Source organism: Micromonospora sp. NPDC005174 (assembly GCF_040608495.1).
Taxonomy (GTDB): domain Bacteria; phylum Actinomycetota; class Actinomycetes; order Mycobacteriales; family Micromonosporaceae; genus Micromonospora.
Genome location: NZ_JBEXIJ010000001.1, coordinates 313,459 through 331,225, shown reverse-complemented (window position 1 = coordinate 331,225; position 17,767 = coordinate 313,459). Strand labels below are relative to the sequence as shown.

At 72.7% G+C, this 17,767-nt stretch carries 16 protein-coding genes and 3 tRNA genes; 7 read left to right on the top strand and 12 right to left on the bottom strand.

The window, feature by feature from the left end:
* Positions 1–40: 40 nt before the first annotated feature.
* From ABZU91_RS01540 to ABZU91_RS01525, 4 genes are read left to right on the top strand one after another with little or no spacing between them, the layout of a single operon-like run.
* On the top strand, positions 41–238 hold the full coding sequence (locus tag ABZU91_RS01540; RefSeq protein ID WP_355232987.1) for a cold-shock protein: 198 nt from the start codon (positions 41–43) through the stop codon (positions 236–238).
* A gap of 54 nt (positions 239–292) precedes the next feature.
* Positions 293–2,638, top strand: a complete 2,346-nt coding sequence (locus tag ABZU91_RS01535; protein WP_355232986.1) for an RNA degradosome polyphosphate kinase — start codon at positions 293–295, stop codon at positions 2,636–2,638.
* 24 nt (positions 2,639–2,662) lie between these two features.
* Positions 2,663–4,183 carry a CYTH and CHAD domain-containing protein gene (locus tag ABZU91_RS01530; protein WP_355232985.1) on the top strand — a complete coding sequence of 507 codons (1,521 nt, stop codon included), beginning with the start codon at positions 2,663–2,665 and terminating at the stop codon, positions 4,181–4,183.
* On the top strand, positions 4,171–5,049 hold the full coding sequence (locus tag ABZU91_RS01525; protein ID WP_355232984.1) for an NUDIX hydrolase: 879 nt from the start codon (positions 4,171–4,173) through the stop codon (positions 5,047–5,049). The genes ABZU91_RS01530 and ABZU91_RS01525 overlap by 13 nt, the downstream gene beginning before the upstream one ends.
* A gap of 73 nt (positions 5,050–5,122) precedes the next feature.
* Here the strand turns inward: ABZU91_RS01525 and ABZU91_RS01520 are convergent, their stop codons facing one another.
* The 4 genes from ABZU91_RS01520 to leuC form a co-directional block, all read right to left on the bottom strand.
* Positions 5,123–7,051 carry an endonuclease/exonuclease/phosphatase family protein gene (locus ABZU91_RS01520; RefSeq protein WP_355232983.1) on the bottom strand — a complete coding sequence of 643 codons (1,929 nt, stop codon included), beginning with the start codon at positions 7,049–7,051 and terminating at the stop codon, positions 5,123–5,125.
* A 145-nt stretch (positions 7,052–7,196) separates the two neighbouring features.
* Entirely contained in the window at positions 7,197–7,871 is a 675-nt protein-coding gene (locus ABZU91_RS01515) for an HU family DNA-binding protein (protein WP_355232982.1), read from the bottom strand.
* 172 nt (positions 7,872–8,043) lie between these two features.
* Positions 8,044–8,631, bottom strand: a complete 588-nt coding sequence (gene leuD, locus ABZU91_RS01510; protein ID WP_355232981.1) for a 3-isopropylmalate dehydratase small subunit — start codon at positions 8,629–8,631, stop codon at positions 8,044–8,046.
* Positions 8,632–8,645: 14 nt separating this feature from the next.
* Positions 8,646–10,091, bottom strand: coding sequence for a 3-isopropylmalate dehydratase large subunit (leuC, locus tag ABZU91_RS01505; protein WP_355232980.1), 1,446 nt, complete (start codon positions 10,089–10,091; stop codon positions 8,646–8,648).
* A 49-nt stretch (positions 10,092–10,140) separates the two neighbouring features.
* Between leuC and ABZU91_RS01500 the strand changes: the two genes are divergently transcribed.
* Positions 10,141–10,827 carry an IclR family transcriptional regulator gene (locus ABZU91_RS01500; RefSeq protein ID WP_091671614.1) on the top strand — a complete coding sequence of 229 codons (687 nt, stop codon included), beginning with the start codon at positions 10,141–10,143 and terminating at the stop codon, positions 10,825–10,827.
* A 220-nt stretch (positions 10,828–11,047) separates the two neighbouring features.
* Here ABZU91_RS01500 and ABZU91_RS01495 read toward each other — a convergent pair.
* From ABZU91_RS01495 to ABZU91_RS01480, 4 genes are all read right to left on the bottom strand, one after another.
* Positions 11,048–11,120: transfer RNA gene (locus ABZU91_RS01495), tRNA-Glu, on the bottom strand.
* Positions 11,121–11,444: 324 nt separating this feature from the next.
* A tRNA-Glu gene (locus tag ABZU91_RS01490) sits at positions 11,445–11,517 on the bottom strand.
* 137 nt (positions 11,518–11,654) lie between these two features.
* A tRNA-Gln gene (locus tag ABZU91_RS01485) sits at positions 11,655–11,726 on the bottom strand.
* Between the two features lie 108 nt (positions 11,727–11,834).
* Positions 11,835–12,638 carry a fumarylacetoacetate hydrolase family protein gene (locus tag ABZU91_RS01480; protein WP_355232979.1) on the bottom strand — a complete coding sequence of 268 codons (804 nt, stop codon included), beginning with the start codon at positions 12,636–12,638 and terminating at the stop codon, positions 11,835–11,837.
* A 175-nt stretch (positions 12,639–12,813) separates the two neighbouring features.
* On the opposite strand from ABZU91_RS01480, the gene ABZU91_RS01475 reads away from it, so the two are divergent.
* Complete coding sequence (locus ABZU91_RS01475) at positions 12,814–14,277, top strand: hypothetical protein (RefSeq protein WP_355232978.1); 1,464 nt, start codon at positions 12,814–12,816, stop codon at positions 14,275–14,277.
* 34 nt (positions 14,278–14,311) lie between these two features.
* Positions 14,312–15,175 (top strand): 3-methyladenine DNA glycosylase, encoded by an 864-nt coding sequence (locus tag ABZU91_RS01470; protein ID WP_355232977.1) that lies wholly within the window; start codon positions 14,312–14,314, stop codon positions 15,173–15,175.
* Between the two features lie 8 nt (positions 15,176–15,183).
* Here the strand turns inward: ABZU91_RS01470 and ABZU91_RS01465 are convergent, their stop codons facing one another.
* The 4 genes from ABZU91_RS01465 to ABZU91_RS01450 form a co-directional block, all read right to left on the bottom strand.
* The gene (locus ABZU91_RS01465; RefSeq protein ID WP_355232976.1) at positions 15,184–15,777 is read right to left on the bottom strand and encodes a TetR family transcriptional regulator; all 594 of its coding nucleotides are present in this window, start codon (positions 15,775–15,777) and stop codon (positions 15,184–15,186) included.
* A gap of 73 nt (positions 15,778–15,850) precedes the next feature.
* Entirely contained in the window at positions 15,851–16,846 is a 996-nt protein-coding gene (locus tag ABZU91_RS01460; protein ID WP_355232975.1) for an aldo/keto reductase, read from the bottom strand.
* 112 nt (positions 16,847–16,958) lie between these two features.
* Positions 16,959–17,384 (bottom strand): alternative ribosome rescue aminoacyl-tRNA hydrolase ArfB, encoded by a 426-nt coding sequence (gene arfB, locus ABZU91_RS01455; protein WP_355232974.1) that lies wholly within the window; start codon positions 17,382–17,384, stop codon positions 16,959–16,961.
* A 34-nt stretch (positions 17,385–17,418) separates the two neighbouring features.
* Positions 17,419–17,715 carry a hypothetical protein gene (locus tag ABZU91_RS01450; protein WP_355232973.1) on the bottom strand — a complete coding sequence of 99 codons (297 nt, stop codon included), beginning with the start codon at positions 17,713–17,715 and terminating at the stop codon, positions 17,419–17,421.
* Positions 17,716–17,767 lie beyond the last annotated feature (52 nt).

The window sequence follows — 17,767 nt, the reverse complement described above, 5'->3', positions numbered from 1 at the left end:
GGCGCCCCAGGGCCGGACCCCACCGGTGTACGGTGCCAGCATGCAGGGCACGGTGGCCAGCTATGACGCGGCGACACGCAGCGGTGTACTGCTGCTCGACGACGGCACCGAGCTGCGTTTTCCCCGGCGGGCGTTCGATGCCTCCGGCCTGCGGCTGCTCCGGCTCGGTCAGCGGGTGCGCATCGACACCGATCCCGACGGCGAGGTCGTCCGGGTGACATTGCCGACGATGAACTGAGCTGGCAGGGCCAAGTTCATTTTGCGTTAACTCGAATCGGGTGATTATGAGCGGGTGAGCACCCCTCGCGAGCATCCGGTCACCCCACCCGCCACCGACCCACGCAACGGCACCCGCATCCGCGGCACCGACGGCCGTTTCCGTCCCTCCCGGGCCGAACGGGCCGGCGCCGCCCGCGCCGACACGCTGGCCGACGACCCCGGCGGAGCCTCCTCCGGGTTGGACGAGGTCCTCGACCCCGCCGTGGCGACCCCCGAGACGGACGGCCCGGCGGCCGGCGGCCTGCAGCCGACCGCGCCATCAGCGGCCGACGACGACGAGTCGCCGGCCCCGCCTCCGCTGCCGGAGGACCGCTTCCTCAACCGGGAGCTGTCCTGGCTCGACTTCAACGCCCGGGTGCTCGCCCTCGCCGAGGACCAGCGCACTCCCCTGCTGGAGCGGGCCAAGTTCCTGGCGATCTTCGCCAGCAACCTGGACGAGTTCTACATGGTGCGGATCGCCGGCCTGAAGCGGCGGCTCTCCGCCGGCCTGCCGGTACGCGGAGGCGACCGCCTCCCCCTGCGGGCGCAGCTCGATCTGATCGCCGAGCGGACCGCCGCGCTGGGCGCCCGACACGCCGCCTGTTTCGTCGACGACGTGCTGCCCAAGCTGGCCGACGAGGGCATCCGAATCCTGCGCTGGGGTGAGCTGGGCGACGGTGAGCGGGAGCGGCTGCGCACCTACTTCCGGGAGCACATCTTCCCGGTGCTCACCCCGCTCGCGGTGGACCCGGCACACCCGTTCCCGTACATCTCGGGACGTTCGCTGAACCTGGCGGTGGCCGTCCGGGACCCGGACGGCGGTTCCGAGCTGTTCGCACGGGTGAAGGTGCCCAACAACGTCCCCCGCTTCGTCCGCGTCGACCGGGACCAGCCGGGCGTACGGATGCTGCCCGTCGAGGACCTGATCTCGGTACATCTCGGTCAGCTGTTCAGCGGAATGCAGGTGGTCGAGTGCCACCTGTTCCGGGTGACCCGCAACGCCGAGGTGGAGGTCGACGAGGACCGCGACGAGGACCTGCTCCAGGCCCTGGAGCGGGAGCTGGCCCGGCGCCGGTTCGGCCCACCGGTCCGGTTGGAGGTCGCCGCGTCGATCTCCGACCACATGCTGGAACTGCTCGTCCGCGAGCTGGACATGGACGACCAGGACGTGCTGCGCGTACCCGGTCTGCTCGACCTCTCCGCGCTCTGGCAGGTGTACGGCGAGGCCGACCGCCCGGACCTGAAGGACCCGCCGTTCGTACCGGCCACGCACCCCCGGCTCGCCGAGGGTGAGGTGCCGCGCAGTGTCTTCGCCACGCTGCGGGACGGGGACATCCTGGTGCACCACCCCTACCACTCGTTCGCGACGAGTGTGCAGCGCTTCATCGAGCAGGCCGCGGCCGACCCGAACGTCCTCGCCATCAAGCAGACCCTCTACCGGACCAGCGGCGACTCGCCGATCGTCGACGCGCTTGTCGACGCGGCCGCCGCCGGCAAGCAGGTGGTGGTGCTGGTGGAGGTGAAGGCCCGCTTCGACGAGGTGGCGAACATCGGCTGGGCCCGCACCCTGGAACGCGCCGGCTGTCACGTCGTGTACGGGCTGGTGGGGCTCAAGACGCACTGCAAGACCGCGTTGGTGGTCCGGCAGGAGGGCAACCAGATCCGCCGGTACTGCCACATCGGCACCGGCAACTACCACCCGAAGACCGCCCGGCTGTACGAGGACTTCGGCATGCTCACCGCCGACCCGGAGATCGGAGCGGACCTCACCGACCTGTTCAACGTGCTGACCGGCTACAGCCGGCAGACAGCCTACCGACGGCTGCTGGTGGCCCCGCAGGGCATCCGCAGCGGGCTCATCGAACGGATCGAGCGGGAGATCGCGCACGTCCGGCTCGGCATGCCCGGCCTGGTCCAGTTCAAGGTCAATTCGCTGGTCGACGAGGGCGTGACCGACGCGCTCTACCGGGCCTCCCAGGCCGGCGTCCACGTCGACCTGCTGATCCGGGGAATGTGCACACTGCGTCCGGGGGTGCCGGGCCTGTCGGAGAACATCCGGGTCCGCTCGATCCTGGGCCGCTTCCTGGAGCACTCCCGCATCTTCCGGTTCGGCAACAACGGCGAGGCGGAGTTCTGGATGGGCTCGGCGGACCTGATGCACCGCAACCTGGACCGGCGGGTGGAGGCGTTGGTGCAGGTGAGCGATCCGATCGCCCGGGCCGAGCTGGACCACGTGCTGACCGCCGCGATGAGCCCGGACATCGACGCGTTCGAGCTGGCCGGCGACGGCACCTGGACCCGGCGTACCGGCGGCGACGAGGCGGCCCGCGTGCATCTGCAGGAACTGCTGCTGCGCCGCGTCGGTGGCACGGCCGGCTGAGCGATCACCGCATAGGCTGAGCTGATGCTGGAGGAGGAGCAGAAGTACGAGGTGGACGACACCTTCGTGCTGCCCGACCTGTCCGCCAGCGCACCGACCGGTGGACGGGTCCGGGCGCTGCCGCCCGTGACGCTCGTCGCCCGCTATCTCGACACTGTCGACCTGCGGCTGGCCCGGTCCGGGGCGTCCCTGCGCCACCGCGACGGTGACGAGCTGCCGTGGACGGTGAAGCTGCCCACCGGCACCCCCGGCGTCCGGCACGAGATCTCCCGCCCCGGACCGGCCGGGCAGCCGCCGCCGGAGCTGGTCGAGCTGGTCACCGCGCTGCACCGGGGTGCGCCGCTGGCGCCGGTCGCGGTGGTGCGTACCGTCCGGCACGCCCACGAGGTGTGCGCCGGGGACGGCACGGTGCTCGCCGAGGTGGTGGACGACCGGGTGCGCGTCCTGGACGACGCCGGTGCCACCACGGGCGCGTTCCGCGAGGTCGAGGCCGAGCTGAAGGCCGGCGACCGCGACCTGCTGGGCCGCGTCGGCGAGGTGCTGCACGACGCCGGGGCGCGGGCCGGCGCGTTCACCCCGAAGCACGTACGGGCGTTGGGGGCGGCCGCGCGGGCCGAACCCGACCTGGTCCCACCGGGCGGGCTGGCCGACGACCCGAGCGCCGGCGCGGTGGTCACCGAGGCGGTTCGCAAGGAGGTACGCCGTCTGCTGACGCACGACCCGCTCGTCCGGCTGCGCGGCTCGACCGAGGGCGGCGACAGCGCCGTACACCAGATGCGGGTGGCCTGCCGACGGCTGCGGAGCGACCTGCGGACCTTCCGGCCGCTGGTACGACGGAGTTGGGCCCGTCCCCTGCGCGACGAGCTGCGCTGGCTGGCCGGGGTGCTCGGGGAGGCGCGCGACGCCGAGGTGCTGCGCGACCGGCTCCGACGCACCGCGACCGCGGACCCGCTCAGCCCGCTCGACATGGACGCGGTCGGCCGGCTCGACGACGCTCTCGCGCGGCGGCAGCGACGGGCGCTCGCCGCCATCGACGAGGCGCTGCGCTCGCCGCGTTACCTGGCCCTGGTGGACGCGCTGGTGCTGGCCGCCCGCGCGCCCCGGCTCACCCGGCGGGCGGCCACCCCGGCGGCCCGGACGCTACCGAAGCTGGTGGCCCGCCCGTGGCGGCAGCTCACCGGCCCGGACGGCGTCGACGGTCTCGACCCCCTCGCGCCCGACGACCGCTGGCACGCCGTCCGCAAGGAGGGCAAGCAGGCCCGGTACGCGGTCACCGCCGTGCTCCCCGCGGTCGGCAGGGACGCCCGCCGGCTGGCCCGCGCGCTGGCCCGGGTGCAGGACGTGCTCGGTGAGCACCAGGACGCCGCGGTGGCCGCCGAGACCTGGCTCGCCCTCGCCGCCGAGCGGCCGGACGACCACGAGGTGGCGGTCACCGCCGGGCGGCTGGCCGAGCGGGAACGCGACACGGTCCACCGGATGCGGGCCCGGTTCCCGGACGCGTGGCATCGGGCAACCCGGCGACGGCGGACCAGATGGCTGCCGTGACGGGCATCCGGGCCGCCGGCGGGGTCTGCTGGCGGCCGACCGACGACGGCGTACGGGTCTGCGTCGTGCACCGCCCGCGCTACGGGGACTGGACGCTGCCCAAGGGCAAGTTGGAACCGGGCGAGCACCCGCTCGTCGCGGCGGTCCGCGAGGTGGCCGAGGAGGCCGACGTGCGCGGCGTACCGCAGGTGCGGCTGCCGTCGGTGCGCTACCGCAGCGAGGGCCAGGCCAAGCTGGTCGACTACTGGTCGATGCTCGCCGTCGCCGAGGGGGGTTTCCAGCCGGGCACCGAGGTCGACGACATCCGGTGGCTGACCGTCGACGACGCGATCCGGCTCGTCAGCTACCCGCACGACGCCGAGGTGCTGGCCGCGTTCGCCACCGTGCCACCGGTGACCGCGACTGTCGCGCTGGTGCGGCACGGGCACGCCGGCAAACGGGCCACCTGGACCGGGCCGGACACCGCTCGTCCGCTCGACGACGAGGGGTGGGCCCAGGCGTACGCGCTGGCCCCGCTGATCGCCGTGGTCCGGCCGGCCCGGCTGCTGTCGGCCTCGGCGCGCCGGTGCGTGCAGACGCTCGACCCTGCCGCCGCGCTGCTCGACCTGCCCATCGAGGTCTGCGGCGACCTGGACGAGCCGCAGCCGGGCCAGCAGCGCGACGAGCGGGTGCTGGCCACCGCCGCCCAGCTGCTGGAGCTGGGCTGCGCCGGCGGGCAGGTGGCGGTGTGCAGCCAGGGCAAGGTGCTGCCCGGCGCGTTGGAGCGGCTGACCGGCCGCGCCGACGAGGATTTCACCACCCCGAAGGGCGGCGGCTGGCTGCTCGCCTTCGGCGGGGACAGACTGCTCGCCACCGACCGCCTGTGACGCGCCGACCGCCACGCCGGGGCGTTGGGCGGCGCAGGGTCACCGAGATCAGGCTCCGCTGACGCCGGGTGCGTCAGCGCGGCGGCAGCGCGACGGTCACCGCCACCGGCAGGTGATCGCTGGCCTCGCCGCGCGGCGCGACCGGGTCCGTCGCCGTCAGTCCGGGTGAGACGAAGACGTGGTCGATCTGCTCCCGGGGGTCGTCGGCGGGGCTCGTCGCCAGTGGTCGGGAACCCGCCAACGCGTCCACCAGGCCCGCCGCCGTGAACTGCCCGAACGCCTCGTCATCCGGTTCGGTGTTCAGGTCGCCTGCCACGACGAGTGGCCGTCCCGCCGCGTACCCCGTGGCGAAGTCGGCGACCGCGCGGGCCTGGACCACCGGCCCGCGCCCGGGCGGTGGTTGCAGGTGGGTGCTCACCACTGCGGCACGTACGCCGTCGCCGAGGTCGAGTGTCACGGCGAGGGCCTGCGCGCCGGTGGGCGCCCCGACTGCCGGCAACGGCAGGGACTTCGGCTCGGTGACCGGCCAGCGGCTGAGCACCGCGTCACCCCACACGGGGTCGGCGGCCGGCCCGAAGACGTACGGCATACCGAGCCGGTCGGACAGCAGGTCCAAGGTGTCGTGGCCGCCGTTGAGCAGCCAGCCCCGGTCCACCTCGCTCAAAAGCACCACGTCGGGCCGCTGCCCGTGGATCGCGGCGGTCAGCGCGGTCAGGTCGAACCGGCCGTCCAGGCCGAAGCCCATCCGGACGTTGTACGCCACCACCCGCAACCGCTCCGGCGGACCCTCCCGGTTGCTGGCCACCGGGAGTTCCTCGTTGACGAGCGGCGCCAGCAGGGCCAGCACGGTCACCACGGCCGTGGTCGGCAGTGGTGCCAACGGTCCGGGGAGCCGGAGGTGGGTGGGACGGGCCGCCAGGGCCACGGCGGCGACCACCCCGGCCACCACCACCGGTACGGCGGCGTTGGGGTAGCCGAGGTCGTAGGCGGAGTAGTAACCGACCGAGCCGAGCACGAAGACGAGCATGCCGCCGGCCACGGCGTAACCCCGGCGGGCCGCCGCCCGCCGGCCGTCGTCGGCCTCCTGGGCAGCAGGGTCCCGGTCGGGTCCGTCGGTGGCGGCGGTCTCGGGCCCGGCGACGCCGTCGGTGACGGCGAGGCACGCGCCGAGGCCGACGGCGCTGAGCAGCATGGCCACGACCAGCAGGTCGCCACTGTCGAGGGCGAAGAGCACCGCGCCCGCCAGCAGGGCCGCCGGCCCGAGCGGTCGGGCCCACCGACGGTTCGGGCCCGTCAGCGCGGCCAGCAGGAATCCGCCGACCGCCACCGGCACCGGCGCCAGACCGAAGAGCGGTGAGCGGGCGACAGACCCACCCGCTTCCAGGTACGACATCCCGGCCTGCGCCAGCGCCGGAGCGAGGGCCACCATGCCGGACAGCAGCAGCGTCGGCCCGAACAGCAGCCACGATCGGGCGCCGGCGCGGCCGGGCGGCGCGGCGGGCAGGGCCGCGTCGAGCAGGAACAGCGCCACCGCGACGCTGCTGAGCAGCCACGCCACCCAGCCGCCACGCCAGACGAGATCGTAGGTGTCCAGTAGCGCGTGACCGACGGCGTTGACCGCCAACCCGAGCGCCAACCCGGGCACCGGGCGGTCGGTGCCGGCGGCGACGCCGACCAGCCACACCAGCCCGGCCAGCAGACCCGCGGTGGCCAACCAGAGCTGGGGACGACCGCCGGGAGTCGCGGTGAGTGCGAGACGGGCCACGGCCAGCGCGACGGCCGAGACGACGGTCACCGGGCGGGCACCGACCCGGCGGACCAGGGCCGGCGCGGCCAGCGCCAGGACGAACCAGCCGAGCGCGAACGCGCCCATCAGCTCGGCAGGAGTGGACGCGGCCTGCCCGAAGATGGTGATGATGCCGGGTAGCCAGACCCGCAGCACGTCGATGAGCAGGATGACGCCCAGCGCGAGCGATCCGGTGGTGAGCTGGCGGTAGCGCACCGGCGCCCCACTTCCCGTCGACGGACCGGCACGAAGGGGGAACCGGCACGGCGATTCTGCGCGTACGACCCGACCCGGTCAACGGTCCCGGCCAGCGCAAGGGGCGCCCACCACGCGGGTGGACGCCCCTTGCGCTGGCCGTCGGTCAGCGCTTGCTGGCCGCCTTCTTGGCCGGAGCCTTCTTCGCAGGCGCCTTCTTCGCCGCCGTGCTCTTGCTCGTCGCCGCCGCGGTGGTCTTCTTCGCCGTGGCGGACTTGGCCGCGACGCTCTTCTTCGCCGGGGCGGTCTTCTTGCTGGCGACCGTCTTGGTCGCCGTGGTGGTCTTGCTCGCCTTGGCCGGGGCGGTCTTCTTGCTGGCCGCCGTCTTGGTGGCGGTGGTGGTCTTGCTCGCCTTGGCCGGGGCGGTCTTCTTGCTCGCCGTCTTGGTGGCGGTGGCCTTGGTGCCGGCCGTCTTGGCCGTGGCCTTGGTGGCGGCGGCCTTGGTGCCGGTCGCCTTGGCCGTGGTGGTCGCGGTCTTCTTCGCCGCCACCGTGGCCTTCGGCACCTTGCCGCTGGCCACCATCTCCTTGAACCCGGCGCCGGGACGGAAGGTCGGGACGGATGTCTTCTTGACCTTCACCGCCTCGCCGGTACGCGGGTTGCGCGCTGTTCGTGCGCCACGCACACGCTTTTCGAATGCTCCGAATCCGGTGATCGCCACCTTCTCGCCCTTGGTGACCGCCGCCTGGACCTCAGTGAGGACCGCGTCGAGCGCGGCCGTCGCCGTCTTCCGGTCCCCCAGGCGAACGGCGAGCGCCTCGATGAGCTCGGCCTTGTTCACGACTTCCTCCCGATTGTGCAACTGACTCGACGCGAGCCATTCTGCGCGCACCGTATGCCCTGTAGTGCCTGGACACAAACATTCGGCGGAAAAAAGCCCTTGTGTCGTAACGGATTCGCCCCCACCGGTTGGACCGGTGGGGGCGAAATCCGATGTGGGGGTGGGCGTACGGCTATGCCACCGAGGGCAGGAACGACTGTCGGGTCGCCTCGTAGGAGTCGATGTCAGCGGCGTGTCGAAGGGTGAGTCCAATGTCGTCCAGGCCCTCCAACAGGCGCCAGCGGCTGAAGTCGTCCAGCGGGAACGACCAGGTCGCATCCCCTGCCCGGAGCTGTCGGGCGGTCAGGTCGACGGTCACCGGCGTCGTCGGTTCGGCTTCGACGAGATCCCACAGCTCCTCGACGGCTTTCAATTCCAACTCGACCGGCAGCAGGCCCTCCTTGAGTGCGTTACCGCGGAAGATGTCACCGAAGCGCGGGGCCACGACAGCACGGAAGCCCCAGTCCCGCAGTGCCCAGACGGCGTGCTCCCGCGATGATCCGGTGCCGAACTCCGGTCCGGCGATGAGGATCGACGCCCCGGAATAGGATTCATCGTTGAGCACGAATGACGGATCTTCCCGCCAGGCGTTGAACAGTCCGTCGGCGAAACCGGTGCGGGTCACCCTCTTGAGGTACACGGCCGGGATGATCTGATCGGTGTCCACGTTGGACCGACGCAGTGGCACGGCCGTACCGGTGTGGGTGGTGAACTTGTCCATCTCGTCGGTCCCTTCTACAGGTCGGCGGGGGCGGCCAGCCGGCCGACCACGGCGGTGGCGGCGGCGACCGGCGGGGACACCAGATGGGTACGTCCGCCCCGGCCCTGCCGGCCCTCGAAGTTGCGGTTGGAGGTGGAGGCGGAGCGCTCGCCCGGCTTGAGCGTGTCGGGGTTCATGCCCAGGCACATCGAGCAGCCGGCGAACCGCCATTCGGCGCCCGCGTCGGCGAAGACCTTGTCCAGCCCCTCGGCTTCGGCGGCCTCCCGCACCGCGGCGGAGCCGGGTACCACGAGCATCCGCACCCCGTCGGCGACCCGGTGACCGCGCAGCACGTCGGCGGCGGCCCGCAGATCCTCCAGGCGGCCATTGGTGCAGGAACCCACGAAGACCACGTCGATGGGCAGCTCCCGCAGCGGCGTGCCGGGGCGCAGATCCATGTACTCCAGGGCCCGGCGGGCGGCGGCGCGCTCCGCGTCGGTGACGAACTCCTCCGGGTCGGGCACCGGCGCACTCAGCGGCGCGCCCTGCCCCGGGTTGGTGCCCCAGGTGACGAACGGCGTGATCCGGCTGGCGTCCAGCGTCACCTCGGCGTCGAAGCGGGCGCCCTCGTCGGTGGGCAGCGTCCGCCACCAGTTCAGCGCCGCGTCCCAGTCGGCGCCCTGCGGCGCGTTCGGCCGACCCTTGAGGTACGCGAAGGTCGTCTCGTCCGGCGCGATCATGCCGGCCTTGGCGCCCCACTCGATGGACATGTTGGCGATCGTCATCCGCCCCTCCATGGAGAGGTTGCGGATCGCCTCGCCGCGGTACTCCACGATGTGCCCGCGGCCGCCGCCGGTGCCCACCTGGGCGATCAGCGCGAGCACCAGGTCCTTCGCGGTGACACCCGGCGCGAGCTGGCCGGTGACGTTCACGGCCATCGTCTTCGGTCGGCTCTGCGGCAGCGTCTGGGTGGCCAGCACGTGCTCCACCTCGCTGGTGCCGATGCCGAAGGCGAGCGCGCCGAACGCGCCGTGGGTGGCGGTGTGCGAGTCGCCGCAGACGATCGTCATGCCCGGCTGGGTGACGCCCAGCTGCGGGCCGATGACGTGCACGATGCCCTGGTTGTCGTCTCCGAGCGGGTGCAGCCGTACCCCGAACTCGGCGCAGTTGCGGCGCAGCGTCTCGATCTGCGTACGCGACGTCGGGTCCGCGATGGTGAGCAGGTCACCGCGGCGGAGGCGGAACGCCGGATCGTCGTACCCGGTCGGGGTGTTGTGGTCCTCGGTCGCGAGGGTCAGGTCGGTACGACGCACCCGGCGCCCGGCGAGCCGGAGCCCGTCGAACGCCTGCGGGCTGGTCACCTCGTGCAGCAGGTGCAGGTCGATGAAGAGCAGATCCGGCTCACCAGCGGCGGACCGTACGACGTGCGCGTCCCAGACCTTCTCGGCCAGGGTCCTCGGCTCAGGAGTGACTCCCACCATCTGGACATCCTAAATTCTGGGAGGTAAGTTTCGGCTTGTGGGACACAGTATGAGCGGTGTCGGCGTTCTCGACAAGGCGGTGGTCATCCTGGCCGCCTGTGTCGACGGCGCCAGCCTTGCCGAACTCGTTGAACGCACCAAGCTGCCCCGGGCCACCGCGCACCGGCTGGCGCAGGCCCTGGAGATCCACCGGATGCTGGTCCGGGACACACAGGGCCGTTGGCGCCCCGGGCCTCGGCTCGGTGAACTGGCCAACGCCGCCCCGGACGTCCTGCTGACCGCCGCCGAGCCCCTGCTCGCCGCGCTACGCGACGCCACCGGTGAGAGCGCCCAGCTCTATCTGCGCCGCGCCGACGAGCGGATCTGCGTGGCCGCCGCCGAGCGGGCCAGCGGCCTGCGGGACACCGTCCCGGTGGGCTCGGTGCTGCCGATGACCGCCGGCTCGGCGGCCCAGATCCTGCTCGCGTGGGAGCCGCCGGAGGCGGTGATGCCGCTGCTGCCCCGCAGCAAGTTCACCGGCCGCACCCTGGCCGAGGTGCGCCGCCGGGGCTGGGCACAGAGCGTCGCCGAGCGGGAGGCGGGTGTGGCGAGCGTCTCCGCCCCGATCCGCGACCGCACCGGCCGCGTGATCGCCTCGATCAGCATCTCCGGCCCCATCGAACGCCTCGGCCGCCGCCCCGGCGAACGCCACGCCATGGCAGTCGTGAGAGCCGGCCAACGCCTCTCCGGCCTCTAACCCCACCCCCACCCCCACCACCCCCACCAGCTGCCCGCCCGCCCGCCCGCCTGCCCGCCCGCCTGCTCCCCGTTGATCATGAAGTTGTTGTCCCGACACGCCGACGCGGATGGCAATAGCTTCATGATCAACGGGGCGGGCCGGGCGAGGGCCGGACCCGGGGGCTGGGTGGGGATATGGAGAAAGGCTCACCTCGCGGGGCGAGGTGAGCCTTTGGTTGTAGCCCCGACCGGATTCGAACCGGCGCTACCGCCTTGAGAGGGCGGCGTCCTGGGCCGCTAGACGACGGGGCCAGAACTTTCCTGTTCACCACCCTTGCGGGCGGTGCGGCTTGTAGTCTAGCGGCACCGTGCGCGAAGGCGAGAACCGGGTACGGGCAACAGCCGTGGGTGGGGTGGCCAAGATCGACTCGGGTTCCGTGAACTCGGCCTATCAACCGCCTCAGGACACCACGGTCTCATGCAAGCCGAGTCGATCAAGCCAGGCCGCCACAAGCCAGGCCGCCACAAGCCAGGCCGCAACAAGCCAGACCGCGCCACGCCACGCCAGGCCGCGACCGGCAGGCGGCGGACACGAAACAGCCCGCCTCACCGCAGTGAGACGGGCTGTGCACGATGTAGCCCCGACCGGATTCGAACCGGCGCTACCGCCTTGAGAGGGCGGCGTCCTGGGCCGCTAGACGACGGGGCCAGAACAACTTTTTGCTCCCCCACCCTCGTCGGGCGGAGGAGCTGCACTCCACCGGAGACCGCTCTCCGCCCCCGTAGGGACGGAGCCGATCTCCGTCAGAATCCAGCGTCCCGGGATTCTCGCGAATCCCAGCTGCGCTGGGGTACCAGGACTCGAACCTAGACTAACTGAACCAGAATCAGTCGGGCTGCCAATTACCCCATACCCCATTGGCCCCTTGCGGCGCCGGGAGTGAACATTACCCTCCCGGTGCCAGCAGGCCAAATCCGATCCCCCCGAACCGCCCGTGAGCTGCGGAAACAGGGGCATCGAACCGATCAGGCGACGGGGACCACCGGGTTGCTGAGCTCGCCGATGCCCTCGATCCGCACGGCGACCGTATCCCCCTCGACGAGCGGGCTAACCCCCGCCGGGGTGCCGGTGAGCACCACGTCTCCGGGCAGCAGCGTCATCACGTGCGAGATGTACGACACCAGGCCGACAACGTCGAAGACCATGTCCTTCGTCCGGCCGAGCTGACGTACCTCCATCTCGTCGGGGTTGCGACCCACCTCACACCGGATCTCCAGGTCGGAGACGTCCAGGCCGGTGGTGATCCAGGGGCCGATCGGGCAGAACGAGTCGAAGCCCTTGGCCCGGGTCCACTGCCCGTCCGAGCGTTGCAGGTCCCGGGCGGTCACGTCGTTGGCGCAGGTGTAGCCGAAGATGGCGCGTTCGGCGGCGGCCCGGTCGGCCCGGCGGGCGCCCGGTGCGCCGATCACGACGGCCAACTCGGCCTCGTGCTCGACCTGCTTGGAGAAGATCGGCAGCCGGATGGCGTCGCGGGGGCCGATCACCGAGGTGGACGGCTTGAGGAAGAGCAACGGCTCCTTGGGCACCTCGTTGCCGAGTTCGGCGGCGTGGTCCGCGTAGTTGCGGCCCACACAGACCACCTTGCTGGGCAGGATCGGCGAGAGCAGCCGTACGTCGGAGAGGGCCCAGCGGGCCCCACTGAAGGAGAGCTGGCCGAACGGGTGACCCTCGATCTCGGCGATGGTCAGGCCCTGCGGCCCGGCCTCCGGTTCGCCCTCGACGGCACCGAACGACATTCCCTTGGCATGAGCGAAACGAGCGATACGCACCCGGTCAATCTAGCCCCGCCGAGGCGTCCACCGGCCACAACGGCGGGCCGGTGTGCGCAACCCGTCAGTGGCGGCGGCACTCTACCCCTCTTCCGGGTGGCCGGGGCGGGATTCCGCGCTTCGTACCCGCACGGAGGCCGGACGGCCCTAGCGTCGGCTCCGGAGGTTCGTTCGTATGCCTGCATCGACACGACACCACAGAGCCCTCGCAGTGTTCGTACACTGCCTCGGCATCCTCGCCGCCGTGCCGGCCCTGCCCGCGGCGGCCCCGGAGGCGGCGGCCGCGCCACGACCAGCGGCCGTCACGACGCCACCGGCTGCGCCACCGCCCAGAGCCGCGCCGCCACCCAGAGCCGCGCCACCGCCCACGACCGGGCCGACGGCGGTCGGACCGGCGATGGCGGTGGCGGTGGCCGCACGGGCGACCAGCGCGGAACCGACCCCGCCCTCGGCGCCACCGGCGGTGGCACCACCCTCACGGGCACCCGCCCCGGCGCCCCCGCCTCCGGTCACGGTGGCGGTCGCGCCGGAGAGCAGTCCGGCACCGCGCTACCGGATCCACGTCCGCAACGTGGGCAACTCGCCCGTCGACACCACGGTGCGTCAGGAGCTGCCGTCCGGCTCGTCGGCGACCGCGATCAGCGCGGGCGGCCAGTCCAGTCGCTCCGGCGGGTCCAGGGCCGAGGTGACGTGGCGGTTGCGGTTGCCCGCCCACAGCAGCACCACGCTGGGCACGGCCCTGACCGCGACCGCGCCGGGCCAGCCGCTGACCGCGCCGGCCTGCGCGTTCACCAGTGACGGCACCCGGCCGTACGACTGCGCCACCGCCACCTGGCGGGCGGCGGGCGCCGCTCCGGCGGCCGAGGTCACCGAGGCGCCGCCGTGGCGGCGGTACCCGGTGCTGCTGGCCGGCCTGGGGATTCTGCTGCTGATCAGCGCCGTCGTGGTCTGGGTGTGGCGTCGACGACGCGGACGAGGAGGACGACGGGTGACCGCCGCCGCCCTCGCCGACGGGGCAACGGACGGTGGCCACGGAACGATCTACCCGCGCCCGGCGACGCCGAGCCCGAGCCGACGTCGGCGTACGCCGCCGGTCTGGCTGCTGGTCGGCGCGGCGGCGGTGGTCCTGGCGGGTGTGGTCGGCACGGCCGGCTGGACGGCGACCCGACAGGTCTCGTCGATCGACACCCAGAAGCAGCCGACCAGCGGCGCGTGGCGGGGTACCGGGGTTGCCGGCCCGATGGGCATGCCGCTGCGGGAGTCCGCGTTCGAGTTCACCGTCTACCGGATGACGTGCGGCGCGGCGGGGAGCGCGGCCACCGCACCGGGGGCCAGCGCGCCGCCGCCGGGTGCGCGCAGCTGTCAGGCGACCGTGGGTGTGCGCAACCTCACCGGAGCCCAGCAGCCCTGGCACGGCCAGTTGCAACGGGCCTACCTGCCCGGCAACCGGTGGGTGAGCACGGACGAGCCGGCCACCCGGGCGGCCAACCTGGGCCGGGACGTCTTCGCCAACCCGGTGGCCGCGGGCAGTCGGGTGGTGCTCCCGCTGGTCTTCACCGTGGACGGGCAGGACCCGCCCCGGCAGCTGGAGCTGCGCAGCGGGGTGTTCTCCGCCGGCGTCCGGGTGCAGATGCCCTGACCGGCGAGCGGGCGGCGGTCGTACCCTGGGGTCCGTGACCGCCGCCCTCGCCCCCGCCGTGCTCGACGTGGCGACCTGGCAGGCCCGCCGCCGGGCCCACGAGGAGCGGGTGGACGCCTGGCTGACGCCGCACCTGGCCCGCCGACGTCGTGGTGAGCGGCATCCGGTGGAAGACTTCCTGTTCACCTACTACTCGCAGCGGCCGGCGCAGCTCCGCCGCTGGCACCCCGGCGCGGGGGTCGAGCTGCGCGACGCGGATCCGACCGAATTCGGTCGGGACTACCGCGCCACGTCCGTCGGGGTCACGCTCCACACCGAGGGAGTACGCGTCAGACGCGGCGAGTCGATCGCGTGGATCCGTTCGCTGCTGGGGGCCACGGCGGGCCGAGCGCCGCACTTCGGCTGCTTCGGGATGCACGAGTGGGCGATGGTGTACCGGCAGACCCGCGAGGAGCTGCGCCACAACGCCTGGCCGCTGCGGCTGGCCCCGGAGCGGACCGCCGAGGTCGTCGAGGAGCGCGGCGTGCGGTGCAGCCACTTCGACGCGTACCGTTTCTTCACCCCGTCCGCCCGGCCGCTGAACCTGCTCAACCCGACCCGCGAGACGCAGCACGCGAACGAGCAGCCGGGCTGCCTGCACGCCAACATGGACCTCTACAAGTGGGCGTACAAGCTGTCGCCGCTGGTGCCGTCCGAGCTGGTGGCGGACTGTTTCGAGCTGGCCCGCGACATCCGCACGCTGGACATGCGCGCCAGCCCGTACGACCTGGCGGCGCTCGGCTGTCCGCCGGTGCGGGTGGAGACGCCGGAGGGTCGGGCCGAGTACGTCACGGCGCAGCGCGGGTTCGCCGATCGCGCGGCCGTGCTCCGCGACCGTCTGCTCGCGGCGGTCCCCTAGCCGCCTTGTCAGCGCGGGCGGGACCGTAGGCCGTCGAGGAGCAGCGCGACCACCGCGGCCAGATCGTCGTCGAGGCCCGGCTCGTTCCATTCCGTCCGGTGCGACGGGTGGTGGAAGCGTGCGGTGGCCTGGAGCAGCGCGCGGCCGGCCACCGCCGGGTCGGGCACGCTGAACTCGCCGGCGGCCACGCCGTCCGCCACGATCAGGCTGAGCTGACCGGCGAGGACCTCCAGGTGGGTGGCGACCGCTCCCTCGGAGAGCGTGGCGAGCTGGTGGAAGTTGTCGAACAGTTCCGGGTCCTCCCGGGCCATCCGCCGCTTGGTGCCGCTCAGCTCGGCCAGCCATCGGCGCAGCCGCTCGGGTGCGGGATCGGTGCCGGTGGCGACGTCGATCAGCGGGGTCGACACCCGCGCCAGCCAGCGTTCGGCCACCGCCTCGCGCAGCGCGGCCTTGCTGGCGAAGTGGCGGTAGACGCTGCCGTGGCTGACGCTCAGCGCGCGGGCCACGTCGAGCACTGTGGCCTTCGCCGGGCCGTACCGACGCAGCACCTCCTCGGCGGTGTCGAGGATGCGGTCGGCCGTCAGGGCGGTGGCGTCGCTCATCGTCCCAGCCTCCCTGACGACGCCAGCGGTCGTGGCGCGACCCCCGGCCCGCGGTCGCGCCACGACCGGGCCGTCATGCCCGCTCGCTGTCCAGGAACGCCATCTGCGCCTCGTCGTACCGGGTGCCGGCGACCGCGCTGGACGGTACGGCAGCCTCGATCGCGGCCAGGTCGGCGTCGGTCAGCGTGACCGTCGCGGCGCCGAGCGCCTCGGTCAGCCGCTCCCGACGGCGGGCGCCGATCAACGGCACGATGTCCTCGCCCCGGGACAGCACCCAGGCGATGGCGATCTGCGCCACGGTGACCCCACGCGCCTCGGCGACGGCGCGCAGCGCGTCCACCAGGACGAGGTTGCGATCCAGGTTCGCGCCGGCGAACCGGGGCAGGTGGCTGCGGAAGTCTCCGGTGGTCTGCCGCTGCGGCGTCCAGTGGCCGCTGATCAGGCCCCGGGACAGCACCCCGTACGCGGTGATGCCGACACCCAGCTCGCGGGCCGTCGGCAGGATCGCGGCCTCGATGTCGCGGGAGATCAGCGAGTACTCGATCTGGAGGTCACTGACGGGGTGCACGGCGTGCGCACGCCGCAGCGTCTCGGCGTTCACCTCGGACAGGCCGATGTGCCGGATGTGGCCCGCTTTCACCAGGTCTGCCAGCGCGCCCATCACGTCCTCGATCGCCACGTCCGGTGCCAGCCGGGCCGGGCGGTAGATGTCGACGTGGTCGGTGCCGAGCCGGCGCAGCGTGTACGCCAGGAAGTTCTTGATCGCGACGGGTCGGACGTCGTTGCCGTTCCAACCACCGTCGACGTCGCGCAGCGCGCCGAACTTGACGCTGATCACGGCATTGTCGCGGTTGCGGCCGCGCAGGGCGTCGCGCAGCAGCATCTCGTTGTGACCCATGCCGTAGAAGTCGCCGGTGTCGAGCAGGGTGACGCCGGCGTCCAACGCCGCGTGGATGGTGGCGATGCTCTCGGCCTCGTCGGCGGGGCCGTAGAGGTCCGACATGCCCATCAGGCCGAGCCCGAGGGCGGAGACGGTGGGGCCGTTGCTGCCGAGGGTGCGGGTGACCATGACGTTCTTCCTCTCCTGGGTGACACGTCGACCATACACACTTCGACTGACAGATTCCAGATTCTGTCACCCGAGGGCAGGAGAGGTCGCCCACACGGTGCGGTCATCATCGCTAGTCGCCGTCGACGCGGCGGTCGCGCTTGCGCTGCGACTGGCGCTTCTTCTCGGCCAACCGGCGCTCCTTCGCACCCCGGGACGGCCTGGTCGCGCGACGCGGCGGCGGGGGCGGGGCGGCAGCCTCGCGCAGCAGCGCGAGCATCCGCTCGCGTGCCGCCTCCCGGTTGGCGAGCTGCGCCCGGTGCTCGCTGGCCGCGATCGTCAGCACACCGTCGACCAGGCGGTTGGCGAGACGCGCCAACGCCCGCGCCCGCAGCGACTCGGGTACGGCCGGGGAGTTGGCCAGGTCGTAGCTCAGCTCGACCCGGGAGTCCGCCGTGTTCACTCCCTGCCCACCGGGGCCGGACGAGCGGGAGAAACGCTCCCGCAGTTCCCCGGCGGGGACGACCCACCGGTCGGTCACCCGCAGTCCGTCGTCCACGCCCCGAGGCTAGCCCGCCGCCGGTCGTGCCGGGTCACCGGCGCGAAGGCTCACTCTGCGTCGTGGACGAGGTGGGGGCCGGGCCGGCGGTCTCGTCGTCCGAACCGACCGCGGCGTACGCCACCGCGCCGAAGAGCAGCAACCCGACCACCGCGGCCTTCACGGCGACCCCGCGGATCAGCAACCACGCGCCGCGGCGAGCGCCGGGCACCGAGTTCTTCGCGGTCCGGTAGTCGGTCCACCCGCGCCGTGCCCGGGCGTACGCCGACCCCACCGCCCATCCGATGACCAGGCCCACCAGCAGGAGGACCGTGAGAAGAGGACGCTCCACCCGAGTCAGTATCCATACCGAGCGTCATATTTCCATGGTCCGATGGCATCGG

Coding starts and splice junctions, on each gene's coding strand:
- ABZU91_RS01540 (WP_355232987.1), top strand. CDS start 41: ATGCAGGGCACGGTGGCCAGCTATGACGCGGCGACACGCAGCGGTGTA.
- leuC (WP_355232980.1), bottom strand. CDS start 10,091: ATGGTGGGAGTCACTCCTGAGCCGAGGACCCTGGCCGAGAAGGTCTGG.
- ABZU91_RS01525 (WP_355232984.1), top strand. CDS start 4,171: ATGGCTGCCGTGACGGGCATCCGGGCCGCCGGCGGGGTCTGCTGGCGG.
- leuD (WP_355232981.1), bottom strand. CDS start 8,631: ATGGACAAGTTCACCACCCACACCGGTACGGCCGTGCCACTGCGTCGG.
- ABZU91_RS01465 (WP_355232976.1), bottom strand. CDS start 15,777: ATGAGCGACGCCACCGCCCTGACGGCCGACCGCATCCTCGACACCGCC.
- ABZU91_RS01475 (WP_355232978.1), top strand. CDS start 12,814: ATGCCTGCATCGACACGACACCACAGAGCCCTCGCAGTGTTCGTACAC.
- ABZU91_RS01460 (WP_355232975.1), bottom strand. CDS start 16,846: ATGGTCACCCGCACCCTCGGCAGCAACGGCCCCACCGTCTCCGCCCTC.
- ABZU91_RS01500 (WP_091671614.1), top strand. CDS start 10,141: ATGAGCGGTGTCGGCGTTCTCGACAAGGCGGTGGTCATCCTGGCCGCC.
- ABZU91_RS01530 (WP_355232985.1), top strand. CDS start 2,663: ATGCTGGAGGAGGAGCAGAAGTACGAGGTGGACGACACCTTCGTGCTG.